The sequence below is a fragment of the Mucilaginibacter litoreus genome (assembly GCF_042676805.1).
GTDB lineage: Bacteria > Bacteroidota > Bacteroidia > Sphingobacteriales > Sphingobacteriaceae > Mucilaginibacter > Mucilaginibacter litoreus.
This window is the reverse complement of sequence record NZ_JBHTHZ010000002.1, coordinates 60,104-73,920: the sequence shown is the minus strand read 5'-3', so window position 1 is coordinate 73,920 and position 13,817 is coordinate 60,104. Positions and strand designations below refer to the sequence as shown.

At 44.0% G+C, this 13,817-nt stretch carries 12 protein-coding genes; 8 read left to right on the top strand and 4 right to left on the bottom strand.

From position 1 onward, the window contains the following. Positions 1–71: 71 nt before the first annotated feature. From rimO to ACFQZX_RS03605, 6 genes are all read left to right on the top strand, one after another. Positions 72–1,409, top strand: coding sequence for a 30S ribosomal protein S12 methylthiotransferase RimO (gene rimO / locus ACFQZX_RS03630; protein ID WP_377111389.1), 1,338 nt, complete (start codon positions 72–74; stop codon positions 1,407–1,409). Positions 1,410–1,518: 109 nt separating this feature from the next. After that, positions 1,519–3,126: a bacillithiol biosynthesis cysteine-adding enzyme BshC gene (gene bshC, locus ACFQZX_RS03625; protein WP_377111387.1), complete on the top strand. Its 1,608-nt coding sequence runs from the start codon at positions 1,519–1,521 to the stop codon at positions 3,124–3,126. Positions 3,127–3,211: 85 nt separating this feature from the next. After that, entirely contained in the window at positions 3,212–3,757 is a 546-nt protein-coding gene (msrA, locus tag ACFQZX_RS03620; protein WP_377111385.1) for a peptide-methionine (S)-S-oxide reductase MsrA, read from the top strand. A gap of 16 nt (positions 3,758–3,773) precedes the next feature. Then, a complete protein-coding gene (locus ACFQZX_RS03615; RefSeq protein WP_377111383.1) occupies positions 3,774–4,577 on the top strand; it encodes a 5'-nucleotidase, lipoprotein e(P4) family in 804 nt (267 codons plus the stop codon). Between the two features lie 82 nt (positions 4,578–4,659). Next, positions 4,660–5,526 (top strand): aldose 1-epimerase family protein, encoded by an 867-nt coding sequence (locus ACFQZX_RS03610; protein WP_377111381.1) that lies wholly within the window; start codon positions 4,660–4,662, stop codon positions 5,524–5,526. Between the two features lie 83 nt (positions 5,527–5,609). Continuing rightward, the gene (locus ACFQZX_RS03605; protein ID WP_377111379.1) at positions 5,610–5,948 is read left to right on the top strand and encodes a hypothetical protein; all 339 of its coding nucleotides are present in this window, start codon (positions 5,610–5,612) and stop codon (positions 5,946–5,948) included. 59 nt (positions 5,949–6,007) lie between these two features. Here ACFQZX_RS03605 and ACFQZX_RS03600 read toward each other — a convergent pair whose 3' ends face one another. Both ACFQZX_RS03600 and ACFQZX_RS03595 read right to left on the bottom strand, forming a co-directional pair. Beyond that, positions 6,008–7,843 carry a glycoside hydrolase family 35 protein gene (locus ACFQZX_RS03600; RefSeq protein WP_377111376.1) on the bottom strand — a complete coding sequence of 612 codons (1,836 nt, stop codon included), beginning with the start codon at positions 7,841–7,843 and terminating at the stop codon, positions 6,008–6,010. Between the two features lie 8 nt (positions 7,844–7,851). After that, the gene (locus tag ACFQZX_RS03595) at positions 7,852–10,608 is read right to left on the bottom strand and encodes a DNA gyrase/topoisomerase IV subunit A (protein WP_377111374.1); all 2,757 of its coding nucleotides are present in this window, start codon (positions 10,606–10,608) and stop codon (positions 7,852–7,854) included. A 259-nt stretch (positions 10,609–10,867) separates the two neighbouring features. Between ACFQZX_RS03595 and ACFQZX_RS03590 the strand changes: the two genes are divergently transcribed. Further along, on the top strand, positions 10,868–11,866 hold the full coding sequence (locus ACFQZX_RS03590) for a TolB family protein (RefSeq protein ID WP_377111372.1): 999 nt from the start codon (positions 10,868–10,870) through the stop codon (positions 11,864–11,866). Positions 11,867–11,933: 67 nt separating this feature from the next. Here ACFQZX_RS03590 and ACFQZX_RS03585 read toward each other — a convergent pair whose 3' ends face one another. After that, positions 11,934–12,452 carry a YdeI/OmpD-associated family protein gene (locus tag ACFQZX_RS03585; RefSeq protein WP_377111370.1) on the bottom strand — a complete coding sequence of 173 codons (519 nt, stop codon included), beginning with the start codon at positions 12,450–12,452 and terminating at the stop codon, positions 11,934–11,936. A gap of 149 nt (positions 12,453–12,601) precedes the next feature. Here ACFQZX_RS03585 and ACFQZX_RS03580 point away from each other — a divergent pair, with 149 nt between their 5' ends. Then, a complete protein-coding gene (locus ACFQZX_RS03580) occupies positions 12,602–13,027 on the top strand; it encodes a nuclear transport factor 2 family protein (protein ID WP_377111368.1) in 426 nt (141 codons plus the stop codon). 127 nt (positions 13,028–13,154) lie between these two features. On the opposite strand, the gene ACFQZX_RS03575 is transcribed toward ACFQZX_RS03580, so the two are convergent. Further along, positions 13,155–13,814 (bottom strand): GDSL-type esterase/lipase family protein, encoded by a 660-nt coding sequence (locus tag ACFQZX_RS03575; RefSeq protein WP_377111365.1) that lies wholly within the window; start codon positions 13,812–13,814, stop codon positions 13,155–13,157. Between the last annotated feature and the right edge of the window lie 3 nt (positions 13,815–13,817).

Genomic DNA, 13,817 nt, shown 5'->3' with positions numbered 1-13,817 from the left:
GGCTTAGAAAGTAATAATAAGAAGCAATGATAAAAAGCCCTCCCCTGACGGGGGAGATTTAGAGGGGGCTTATGAAGACAAAGGAAATTAGCAGAGTTCAGAAATTAACGGCAAAACCCCGTGTAAACGTGGTTACTTTAGGCTGCTCAAAAAATATTTACGACAGCGAAGTACTGATGGGCCAGCTGAAAGGCAACGCCTATGATGTAGTGCACGAGGCCGACAGGGTAGGTAAAAACGATATTGTTGTTATCAACACCTGCGGATTTATTGATAACGCCAAGCAGGAATCGATAGATACCATTCTGCAGTACAGCGAGCTTAAAGAGCAGGGCAAGGTAGGTAAGGTAATTGTTACCGGCTGCCTTAGCGAGCGTTACAAACCTGAGCTGGAAGCTGAAATTACCAATATTGATGCCTACTTTGGTACTAATGATCTTCAAGGTGTCCTTCAAAACATAGGCGCAGACTATCGCCACGAGCTTATTGGCGAGCGCTTATTGACCACGCCTTCTCACTTCGCCTATTTCAAGATCGCCGAAGGATGTAACCGCCCCTGCTCGTTCTGTGCTATCCCGTTAATGCGCGGAAAGCATGTAAGCACCCCTATCGATCAATTGGTTAAAAATGCCGAAACGCTGGTAAAAAATGGCACCAGGGAACTGATACTGATCGCCCAGGACCTTACCTACTACGGCCTCGACTTATATGGCAAACGCAATCTGGATGAGCTTTTACGTCGGCTGAGCGATGTAAACGGCGTTGAATGGATACGCCTGCAGTACGCCTACCCTTCGGGCTTCCCGATGGAAGTGCTGGATGTAATGAACGAGCGCAATAACATCTGCAAATACCTGGATATGCCGCTGCAGCACATTACAGATAATATGCTGAGATCCATGCGCCGCGGTATCACCAAGCAAAAAACAATTGATATAGTAAACGAGATACGCGACCGTGTGCCGGGCATTGCCATGCGCACAACCCTGATAACCGGTTACCCCGGCGAAACCCAGCAGGATTTTGAGGAAATGGCGCAATGGGTGGAAGATACACGGTTTGACCGCCTGGGCTGCTTTACCTACTCGCACGAGGAAAAAACCCATGCCCATACATTAATTGATGATGTGCCCGAGGAGGTGAAACAGGAACGTGCCGATGCTATCATGGAAATTCAGCAAGGTATTTCTTTCGAGAAAAATCAGGAAAAGATAGGAAACACCTATAAGGTACTGATTGATAAGAAAGACGGCGCTTACTTTGTTGGCCGCACCGAGTATGATTCGCCCGAAGTTGATAACGAGGTATTGATTGACGCAACCATAGATTATGCAGCTGTAGGCAGCTTTGTTAACGTAAAGATCAACACCGCCGAGGACTTTGACCTTTATGGACAAATTGTAAAATAAAACCCTTTTTACAGGCGGCTTGTTGCTAATCAAATATTAAAATCTAATTTCGGCTCGTTACATCGGATTTCGACATTTTAAATTCGATGTTCGACATTACTGATTAAGAATGGAAGCTGCCTGTATTGACTATAAAGACACGGGATATTTTTCCCAAACCGTTATTAACTACCTGGACGATGTGCCCGAGTTAAGATCGTTTTATAGTTACCGCCCCAGCATGCAGGGCTTTGCAGGATTTTTTAATACCAAAAAAGTTATTGCCAACCGTCAGCTGCTTGCAGATGTGCTGTTGGAGCAGTATTTCAGCAAAAACGAAGCCTATCCGCAATTAACGGCAGCTAATGTAGTAAAAGCACAGATAGAGCTGCTGCGCCAGGATGACACGTATACCGTTACAACCGGTCACCAGCTGAATATATTTACAGGTCCGCTTTACTTTATATACAAGATAGTAACCGCCATTAAACTTTGCCGCCAGCTCAAGGCATCGTTCCCCGACAAGAATTTCATCCCGGTTTACTGGATGGCATCGGAAGATCACGACTTTGCCGAGATCAATTATACCAATATAGGCGGAAAAAAAGTACATTGGTGGTACGAGGCCACGGGCGCTACCGGCCGCATTAACCCGGATACGATGCGACAGGCCATTAACCAGTACAAAGGCGTGTTGGGTATCGACGGGCACTCATCAGAACTTGGGGAAATTGTAGAAACAGCTTATACCAAATTTGACAGGCTGGCCGACGCTACACGTTACCTGGTCAACGCCATCTTCGGACATTACGGACTGTTAATCATCGACGCTGATGATCGCAGGCTGAAACAACAGTTTGCCCCAATCATCGAGCAGGACATTATCGAACAAAACAGTTTCAGAAATATTTCTGCCGCAAACGGGCAGCTTGAAAAGCTGGGTGTACATGTACAGGTTAACCCCCGCGAGATCAATTTTTTCTATCTCAAAGAAAAGCTTCGTGAGCGGATTGTTTATGAGGATGATCTGTATAAAGTTATGAATACCGATATCAGCTTTACAGCTGCTGAACTGAAAGAAGAAATAAAAAATACGCCCGAACGCTTTAGCCCCAATGTGGTAATGCGCCCGCTTTACCAGGAATGTATATTACCCAACATTGCTTATATAGGAGGTGGCGCCGAGATAGTTTACTGGCTGCAGCTTAAATCTAACTTCGATTTTTATACTGTTGATTTTCCTATCCTTATTCTGAGGAACTCAGGATTGATTATCCGGAAGGAAACTGCTGACAAAATAAATAGCATGGACCTATCGCCTGCTTTATTGTTTAAAAGCACTGATGAAATAAAAAACGCCTGGGTAAAACAACACAGCAACCACGACCTGACCCTGACGGAAGAATGGCGCGAATTTGAACGTACGTTTGAAAAAATAAAGCTCCGCTCTCATAAAATCGATAGCACCCTGCCCCCATCGGCAGCGGCCATACAGGCAAGGTTGAAACACGCTTTGGATAACTTTCAGAAAAAGCTGGTTAAGGCCGAAAAACGCAATTACAACACCCGACTGGAGCAGATAGAGCATATCAAAACAGACCTGTTTCCTAATAACAGTTTACAGGAACGAACCGAAAACTTTGGCTTAAGCTATGTAAAATGGGGAGGCCTTTTTATAGATGAGCTTATCCGCAACTTTCAGCCGCTTGATTTTAAGTTTACGGTACTGACGGAATAGCTATCCCAAGCCGTAGGTTAATTGCATAATTGATGGCTTGCTTCTGGCCAATCCGCAACGCCTGTACTTTCGTTAATTCATATATATGAACACTCAAAAAATAACTTTTGGCAGCGGCTGCTTTTGGTGTACCGAGGCCATATTTCAAAGTGTTAAGGGCGTCCGGTCGGTAACCTCTGGGTATACTGGTGGGCTTATCCAAAACCCTACTTACATGGATATCTGCAACGGCAAAACCGGCCATGTAGAAGTTGTACAGGTTGAATATGATGCTGATATGGTAACGCTTGATGAACTGTTGCTGATGTTTTTTAAAACCCACAACCCTACTACACTTAACCGCCAGGGTAATGATGCAGGAACACAATATCGCTCGGCTATATTTTACGCTGATGACGAACAGAAACAAAAAGCCGAAGCCATGATCAAACGCCTTACAGATGAGCAGGTGTTTGAAAAGCAAATTGTTACTGAGGTGAGGCTCTTAGGCGAGTTTTACAAGGCCGAAGGTTATCATCAAAACTATTATAACAATAATCTACTGAAACCTTACTGCGTTAATGTGATACAGCCTAAAATGAATAAATTTGCCAAAGAATTCACCGATAAAATAAAGCCCGAACTGTTGTAAGGGCAACCTTGCACACATGAAAAAAACAACCATTGCAATATTAGCAGGCGGTTTAATGTTTACAGCCTGCTCTACTCCTAAACAAACCCAAAGTTTATCAATAGCCAACGGTGGTAAGGTATGGGCGTCGCTGTGGCAGCAGCGGGCTGCAGAATATAAAGCACTCTGCTTTCAGGCCTATAATACTGCTAAGCTGCGATTGGATGAGGCCTTAAAAAATCCCGGCAATAAACCGCTGGCTGTAGTAACCGATATCGACGAGACTTTACTGGATAACAGCCCTTACGATGCTATGCGTGCCATAGCCAACCAGGAATACAGCCCCGAGACCTGGAAAGCCTGGACCGCCAAAGCAGAAGCGGATACGGTGCCTGGCGCCCCAACGTTTTTTAAATACGCCGCATCAAAAGGTGTCGAGGTGTTTTATGTTACCAACCGCGATGAGGACGAGCGTGCGGGTACTACTAAAAATCTGCAGAAATACGGCCTCCCCAATACTGATGATACCCATGTATTGTTAAGGCAAGGATCATCAAGCAAGGAAGCGCGCAGGCAACAAATCCTGGCTAAATATAATATCGTACTGCTTTGCGGCGATAACCTGCCCGATTTTGATATGCTATATGACAATCATCCCGACGAGCAAAGCCGAACCGCTACTACTGAACAGCTAAAACGCGAGTTTGGCAACAAATACATTGTAATACCCAATGTTTCTTACGGCGACTTTGAAAACGCCCTGTTTAAATACAATTACAAGCTTACAGGCCGTCAAAAAGACGCTATAATAAAGGCTAACTTAAAAACAGATAAACAATAACACCTGCAGGCTGGAATTTGCGGCGACAGAAACCTCTGCTGCTTTTGTTTGTTGATACCTATTAACCAACGCTCACAAAAACATGACTATCCTTGAAAACGAATTTCTGAAAGTTGCTATCGATGCCAAAGGCGCTCAGCTAAGTTCGCTGATAAATAAGCAAACCGGCCTTGAGCATTTATGGCAGGCGGATCCTGATGTATGGGCTTATCATGCCCCTAACCTGTTCCCTATCATAGGCGGGCTGCTGAACAACGAGTTACATGTAGATGGCCAAACCTACCATTTGAACCGGCATGGCTTTGCCCGCCAATCGGAGTTTTTGATATTAGACGGCGATGAAGCGCATGCTGCTTTCTCTTTACCTTACTCTGATGCCACTCTCGAGGTTTATCCTTATAAATTCGATTTCCAGGTACTTTATACTTTAATTGACAATGCCCTGCGCGTAACCTATAAGTTAATTAACCGCGACCAGAAAACTGTATATTTTTCAGCAGGCGGTCACCCGGCATTCAATGTTCCTTTTAACGCTGGTGAAACTTACGATGACTATTACCTTGAATTTGAGATACAGGAAGACCTGCAAACGCACAAACTGGATAAAAATGGCCAGTTTAATGGTGAAACAGAACCCATCACTTTAACTAACAAAAAATTGCAGCTTAAACCCAGCCTTTTTGCAAATGATGCTTTGGTGTTTAAAAATCTGCAATCGCGCATGGTTACGATTAAAAGTGACAAACATGACCAAACACTGTCTGTTGAGTTTCCGCATTTTAATTACCTGGGGGTATGGTCTAAACCCGGTGCCAGTTTTGTTTGTATAGAGCCCTGGCTGGGCTGCGCCGACAGTGCCGGAGCACCTAAGGACATCACACAAAAAGAGGCGATACAAAAGGTAGAGGTAGGCCATGTTTTTGAGGCTTCATACTACATCAGCATATAAAATATTAATTTTTTAATGATTTTAAAACATTTAACAGCTCTTAGCGCTTATCAGTAAAATTACTCACTACAATATTTATAACTATGAAAAAGAAAGTTTATCTATTTGCCGTTGCCTTGTTACTTACCGTATTTACATTTAATGCAAATGCAGCTACGGTTGTTGACAACAAGGATGCCTATAAAGAGGCTGCTGCTAAAATGACCAAAGAGCAGAAAGAAGCACGTATTGAAGAAATTAAAGATCGTGTAGAAGAAATCAAAGCGATGGACAAATCGCAACTGAACAAAGCTGAAAAGAAAGAGCTTAAATCAGAGCTTAAGGAGCTTAACAAAGAGGCACAAGCCATGGGTGGCGGCGGTATCTACCTTTCTGTAGGTGCGATCATCATCATCATCCTTGTATTGATATTAATACTGTAATTGCGAGGTACATTATTAAACAAGAAAGGCATCCGTTCGGATGCCTTTCTTGTTTAATATCATTTCCCTGTTTCATTCAACACCGGGTGGTCAATAGTTGATATTTCTTTGTGGCCACTGTTCAGCTCATCAAATATTACCACCTCGTTTGTTCCCTTTTTAAGCCATTCGGCTGGTACATATAGCGTTTGCTGCGGGCCAATATTCCAGTATTTTCCCAGATGATGCCCGTTTACAAAGGCAACACCTTTGCCAAAGCCATGCATATCCAGATAAGTATCCCCTATGCCACGTAACGAAAAAGTGCCGCGGTATAAGGCCGGTACCTGCTCATCCGAATTTGGTGAAGGCAAATATTTAAACCCTGCTGAAGTAGCAAGCGGAAATTTGTACATCTTCCACCCTAACAGCTCTTGTCCGTTAAGCATAACCTTTTCGGTAATACCTTTGCGGTTATCAGTCAGGAAAGGTCCGTAATTAATGCGGCCGTTATTCTCCACCAGGATATCCAGCATGCTATTGGGCGTTACGCCGCTCAGCTGCAGCGAATCCTGTTTTAAGCGCCTGTCCAGGATACCCACACGTTTACCATTCAGGTAAACGGTAGCGTAATCGCGCAATTCTTTGATCTTTAGCAATCCGCTGGCTGCGTTTGCCAGCGTAGTGCGGTATAATACCAGCCCGTACCCCTGGTCAAGGTCCTCAAAGCTCATAGGGCGTTCTGCCTCGGTAGGCAGGCCAATATTATTGAACAGGCTGGCAACACCTGTCACCTTAATTACTTCTAACGCATAAGTACGGCGTTTTTTTTCAGGCACTTCGGGCAATGTTTCGCCCGGCGGCAGGTGTTTGGCAATCACCTCGCGCAACTTATAAAACTTAGGTGTGGGGTTTCCTGCCTCATCCAAAGGCGCATCATAGTCATAGCTTGATGTTTGTGGCGCATAAGGCTCGGTACGACTCATATTAGCGCCGTTCATGAAGTCGCGGGTAGTACCTCCATGAAACATATACATATTGATCGAAATACCTGCCGAAAGCACTTCATCAAGCTTTTTAGCATCCTCCTCGGCATTACTGGTGTTATGCGGCTTTCCCCAACTGTCAAACCAGCCCGGGTACCATTCGGCAATGTAATATGGGCCTTTGCCGTTATGGTATTTATTTATCAGCTCTTTTACTTTTACAGGGTCGTCCTCGCCGTTCACAGCCGGTAAAAAACCTGGTAAATATCCCGCAGGCATTTGGCCAGGGCCATCGCAGGTAAACAATAATCCGTCAAAACCTGCATCCCTGAAGATCTTTTCGTTTTGTGCCAGGTACTCTTTATCGTTACTGTAAGATCCGTACTCATTCTCTATCTGTACCATCAGGATGTTACCGCCATGGTTTACCTGCAGCGGCGCTAACTGCTTACCCAATTCCATCATATATGCGCGGTAGGCATTAATAAAAGCCGGATCTTTACTTCGCACCTTCATGTTAAGGTCTTTTAGCAGCCACCAGGGATAACCGCCAAACTCCCACTCGGCGCATACATAAGGGCTGGGGCGCAATACCACCCAAAGGCCTTCTTCCTTTGCGGTACGTACAAACTCGGCGATGTCGTTATTTCCCGTAAAATCATATTTGCCTTGTACGGGCTCATGGGCGTTCCAAAAAACGTAGGTACCAATAGTGTTCAGGCCCATCGCTTTGGCCATCTTCATGCGTTCGTGCCAATACTCACGCGGGATGCGGGTATAATGCATCTCGCCGGATATCATTTGCAGCGGTTTGCCATCAAGCAAAAAGTCCTTATCGCCAAGGGTAAAAGTATGGGTTACAGGCTGTGCAAACGTAGCCGTAATAGCCATCATCAGCAGCAAGCAGTGCACAAGTAGTTTTTTTAGCATTTTTTCAGTTAAAATAATCCAAGCTGCCCTTTATCATCCATATCAATATCATCCGGATTAGTTATTTCCAGGTCAATATTCTTTTTAGGTTCTTGGGGTTTTGCAGCAGGCGCCTCCTGCTCCTGGTTTATAACGGGATTTGCAGGCCCGGATTGTGGAGCGCTATCCGTTGCCGTCTTGTCTTCAGCGGTTATAATGATTTCGGTATCTTCAACAGAGTCTGGCGCCGGGTCTGGCACGTCCTTTTCGTCGTCATGCTCGGCAATCAGTTCTACCGATTTTACCTGATGGGCAGACAGGCGGTTACCCATGGCCTTCATGCCTTTTACATCAATCAGGTCGGTTAAATTCAGTTCAACCGTTTCTTCGGCAAGCGATTTACCTTTCAACTGCTCTACCTTTACCACAGGTTGTGCCGCTCCGGAGATCAGTACCAGCTTTGAGCCCGCTTCATCACTGATGATGGTACCTTGCCTGCCAATGGCTGTATTTTCAAACACAAAGCGTTTTACCATGTAATTTTTGGATTTACCTTCGTAATGCACCACCGCGAACACCTTGGCCGGATCATACTTTTCAATCACAATCATCTTATCATCAAAGTGATTATTCAGATCGAAACTGGTTAGCTCATAAACGCCGTTGCTCAGCACGGTAAGTATCCGGTCTTCGCCATCGAACTCGCCCAGGTATTTTCCCCGGCCATCTGCATTGAGGCGCTTAAGGATATCATCATACCATATTTTACGACCAGCCAGCGTAGATACCCCTTTGCTCTTCAGCACTACCTTTTTTATGGGGTATTTGGTAACAATGTTACCCATGGAGCCGCGGCCTTTAATGGCTATCTGTGCGAAATCCTCATCAAACTGTAGTTTTTTAAGCTTTGAATGTGGTTTAAGCTGCACATTAACCACCTCTGCCTCGCCGTTAGGGTTGGCTGTAAAATACAGCACTTTTGAGCCTTTTGTACCCTTGGTGAGATCATATTCTTTATCGCGCGTTATGCCGGTTACCGCAAAACGTTTGATGTAGCTAACCCCGCTTTCGCCGTCTTTATAGATCATGTTATAAACGGTACGCTCATCGTTCTTTTTAAATACCGCAACATGCAAAATATCCTTCCCGACGAATACCTTATCCTGCACCTTAGTCACGATGAAACGCCCATCCCCGCGGAATACAATGATCTCATCAATATCCGAGCAATCGCAAATAAATTCATCTTTTTTAAGGCCGGAGCCTATAAAGCCATCCTCGCGGTTTACGTAAAGTTTAACGTTGGCCAAGGCTACCTGCGCTGCCTCAACCCTATCAAATGTGCGCAGCTCGGTTTTACGTTCGCGGCCATTGCCGTATTTTTCTTTTAGCTTTTCAAACCAGGCTATGGTATAATTAATCAGGTGTTTTAAATGATGCTTAACGGTTTTTATTTCAGCCTCAAGGTTTTTTATCTGCTCGTCGGTCTTCTTTACGTCAAACCGGGTGATGCTGCTCATTGGCTTATCAATAAGCTTTTTATAATCATCATTGGTAATGGCACGGTAAAATTGTGGAAAGAACGGCTCAAACAAACGGTTTAAAACAGCAACAACCGTTTCAAAGTCTGATGAGGTCTCATAATCCGGATGCTTATACATCCCTTCCTGGATAAATATTTTCAGCAACGAGCTAAAGAATATTTTTTCCATCAGCTCTTTTAACCTTATCTCCAGTTCCTGCTTAAGCAGCTCTTTAGTGAATTGCGTGCTTTCGATAAGCATATCGTTCACGCTCATAAAGCGTGGCTTGTCGTCCTGTATTACACAGGTATTTGGCGATATAGATACCTCGCAATCGGTAAAGGCATACAAGGCATCTATAGTAACATCAGGCGAAATGCCCGGAGCCAGGTGTACCACAATCTCTACATCTTTGGCGGTGTTATCTTCAATCTTTTTTATCTTGATCTTGCCCTTGTCATTGGCAGATATTACGCTATCAATTAAACCGCCTGTAGTAGTACTGAAAGGTATCTCAGTTATTGCGAGTGTCTTTTTATCCCGTTCAACAATCTTGGCGCGTACGCGTACTTTACCACCACGCTGCCCTTCGTTATAAGCAGATACATCAGCCATACCACCTGTAGGAAAATCAGGAACAAGGTTTGGCCGCTCGCCCCGCAATACCGCCACAGAGCCATCTAACAGCTCTATAAAGTTATGCGGTAATATCTTGGTAGCCAAGCCTACGGCAATACCTTCCGCACCCTGGGCCAACAGTAATGGAAATTTAACCGGCAATGTGATCGGCTCGCGGTTACGGCCATCATAGCTGGCCTGCCAAACTGTGGTATCGGGGTTAAAAACAACGTCAAGCGCAAATTTTGAGAGGCGGGCCTCTATGTAACGTGGCGCCGCTGCCGAGTCGCCGGTTATCGGGTCGCCCCAGTTGCCCTGGCAATCAATCAGCAGGTTTTTCTGTCCTATCTGCACCATGGCATCGCCGATAGATGCATCACCATGCGGGTGATACTTCATGGTGTTACCAATAACGTTGGCAGCCTTGTTAAAGCGGCCGTCGTCCATCTCTTTTAACGAGTGCAATATACGGCGCTGTACAGGCTTAAGGCCATCATTAATATGTGGAACGGCACGGTCCAGAATTACATAAGATGCATAATCCAGGAACCAGTTTTCATAAAGACCGTTAAGGGATGTTACGTTATGAAGTACGTTATCTTCGTTATTTTCAGGAGTATCGTTATGGCTTATATCTTCACTCATCTAAATAGCTAAAAATTTATTACGGATTGGTAAATATAGACAAATGTGCGCAGCTGAGGGCAGCCAATTATTGATATTTTATGAACAAATATGGTGTTTTCAACCTATATTTGGAGGAAACCTTTAACCATCACAATCAATGAATAATACCCTGCAGCTTTTAAGCATTTAATTATGTTTACCTGCTTAACAAAGCTGGTAAACCTTGCCTTATGTCTTTCAATTAAACAGACAACATAAACTCCTAACCTTATCAAACATGAAAAAAAACCTGACCTTCGCAACCATTGCGTGCGTATCGCTATTAAGCGTCACCTTATTTACCGGCTGTTCAAAATCATCTGACGATGGACCAGAGCCTCCTGCAGCAACAACTACCGTATTTTACCGTTTAAGCCGTGAAAATGCCGCAGCAGATGAATTATGGCAAATTAATGATGATGGCACTAATAATCATCAGATTAACATCAGCCTGCCTAATGGCTGGCAGTTAGACGATGAAGACATGGCAGAGGTATCTAACGACGGCAAAACGATTGTTTTCTTAGCATCAGCAGAAAATACAAGTAAATATGCCATGTATAAATGCAACGTAGATGGCAGCAATGTACAACCCATATTGACTAACGTTGATAACGGCCTGGCATTACAGGGTTTTATCAACAATAACACTGTTTTGTTTTGGCAGGCAAACTCTAATTATGATTACGAACTGTATAGCGTAAACTTAGACGGAGGAAACAAGAAAAAAATAAACATCTCGCTACCAGAAGACATCTCCCTCGGCGATGAGGAACTGGCAAAGGTTACCAGCGATGGCAAGACCATTGTTTTCCTTACCCAACACAAAAGCACTGAAGCGCCGTCTGTTTATAAGTGCAATATCGACGGTTCAAACGCGGCGTTGATTAGTGCTGAAGCAGCAGGCACAAGTTTAGCGTTACAGGATATTGCAGCTGATAATACTATACTTTATCGTAAGGGGTCCAATACCTCAGATGATGAAGAGTTATGGGCGGTAAACCTGGACGGCAGCAATAAACATAAGATCAACATTGCACTGACAGCAGGCTTATCATTGCAAAATGAGGAAATGGCTAAAGCAACTGCAGATGGAAACCTTGTGTTTTCAACCACCAATGCCAACTCAGAGCAAGCTATCTATAAAGCAAAACTTGATGGTAGCGGGGTTACACTCATCAGTAAGATACCTTCGCATTATTACGTAGCCATCCAATCGGTAAAAACAATTCAATAGCTTCTTATAGTAACCAGGCATTGTTTTATCAATGCCTGGTTATAAATCAAAATACTGTTACATGAAATTAACTGTTGCGCAGAGCTTTCTGCTTCCGCAGCATAGCGCCGTAATCCATACGGCGGTTTGCCGCATTTATAGTAGCGGCAATGCGGTTGGCACGTGTCTGCTCTGTTTTGGCATCATTTATCCACTTGATAAAATAACCCTGGTGCGATTTTGATAAACCGCTGAAAAATTCAAACGCCCCTTCATCAGAAAAGTCAAAGCACTCCTGCAGGTCATCCGGCATTTCAATCTTAAAATCCTTATCATGCTCTAATCTTACACGCAGCATAGCGCCCTTGCCTTTACCAATGCCTTTACGTATCTGGGCTTTCAGGGCCATGATAAAATTACCCTCACCAACCGGCATTACAGCCATACCTGAAACAACCAGGTTATCTAACCAACCCTTCACCCTGAATGATCTTTTATTGCCTGGCAATATTTGGCAGGCTATGTCATTTGGCACCTCAATGTAAGTCCAGCCGGTTTTGTCGCCCTGTTCGCCATATTGAAGTATGATGGTATTGAAGTCAATCATTACAAATTATATACTTCTGAACGTCAATTGTTAAAAGATTGTTAAATCTCCGAATTTAACATTTAATGCTGTAACTAATTGCTTTTTGGGAACATCTTATAGACAAATAACAAACAACAATTTATAACAACCTTTTAAAAAATATTACCATGAAAACCTTAAAATCATTAACCCTTGCCTTAGCTCTTATGATTACTTGTGGCTTTGTTAAAGCTAACGATGTACCAGCAGCTTATCTTACAAAAACACGCGCTATTAACACTTACCTTGATGCAGTTACCCGTGGTAAACTGGACAACTTTAATGAAGTGGTTGATAAAAGTGCCAAATTCAGCATACTGCGCGGCAAAGAAATTTTGAGCTGTGATAAAAAAGAAATGGCTGAATACCTTAAAGGCCAGAAAAACATTGAGCAAGCCTGCACTACCAGTACAGATGTTGTAGAAAGCAACGCCGACATGACCGTTGTAAAGGTAGATATGAAATTTGAACACTTTACCCGTAGTAATTATGTAACCATTGCCAATACTGCCAATGGCTGGAAGATTACTAACGTTTACAGCGTTTTCAAATAGTTTTATTTAGTGTTTGAGTGTGATTGGCCCCTGAGAAGGGGCCTTTCTTGTTTGGCCTCACCCCAACCCCTCTTCCTCGGAGAGGCGCTAAAAAGTCATCCCTTTTGGGGAGGATGCAGTAGAGGCATTATTTCACCAGCGGCTTCAAAACAGCCTCCCACTTATCGTAGCCTTTGCTGTTAAGGTGCAGCATATCACTTTCAAACAAAGCAGTATCGGGCTGATGCGTTTTGGCATCCAATATTACCGAAACTACATCAACGTAGTGGCTTTTGCTTTTTCCTTTCAAAAAGCTTTTAACCATATCATTAGCTATACGCACCTGCGAGAAGTATTTGGCACGGCTGGGGCTTGGTTTTATAGCCATAAAGTAGATCTCGGCAGACGGTAAATTCTGCTTTATCATAGTCCACAGTTTATAAAACTCGCGTGCAGTAAACTCGCCGGTTTTGCCCGCGGCGATGTCATTTTCGCCGGCGTAAATAAAAATTTTACGGGGTTGGTACGGATACATGATATAAGGCGTATAGTAATCAACCACTTGCTCAATAGTACACCCACCTACTCCACGGCGTATAATGGGCTGGTCGCTAAACCGTTGCTCCAGGTCAGTCCATTTACGTATTGATGAACTGCCGATGAACAGGATACCGCCTTTAGCAGGCATCTGCAGGCTGTCCTGGTGCTTAAATTCGCGTATCTCATCCGCAAACGGAAAGCCCTGCTGCGCATGGACGCTGACAAAGCCAGTGCTTAAAATGAATAGTAAAAAGAGTTTTAGTTTCATAGT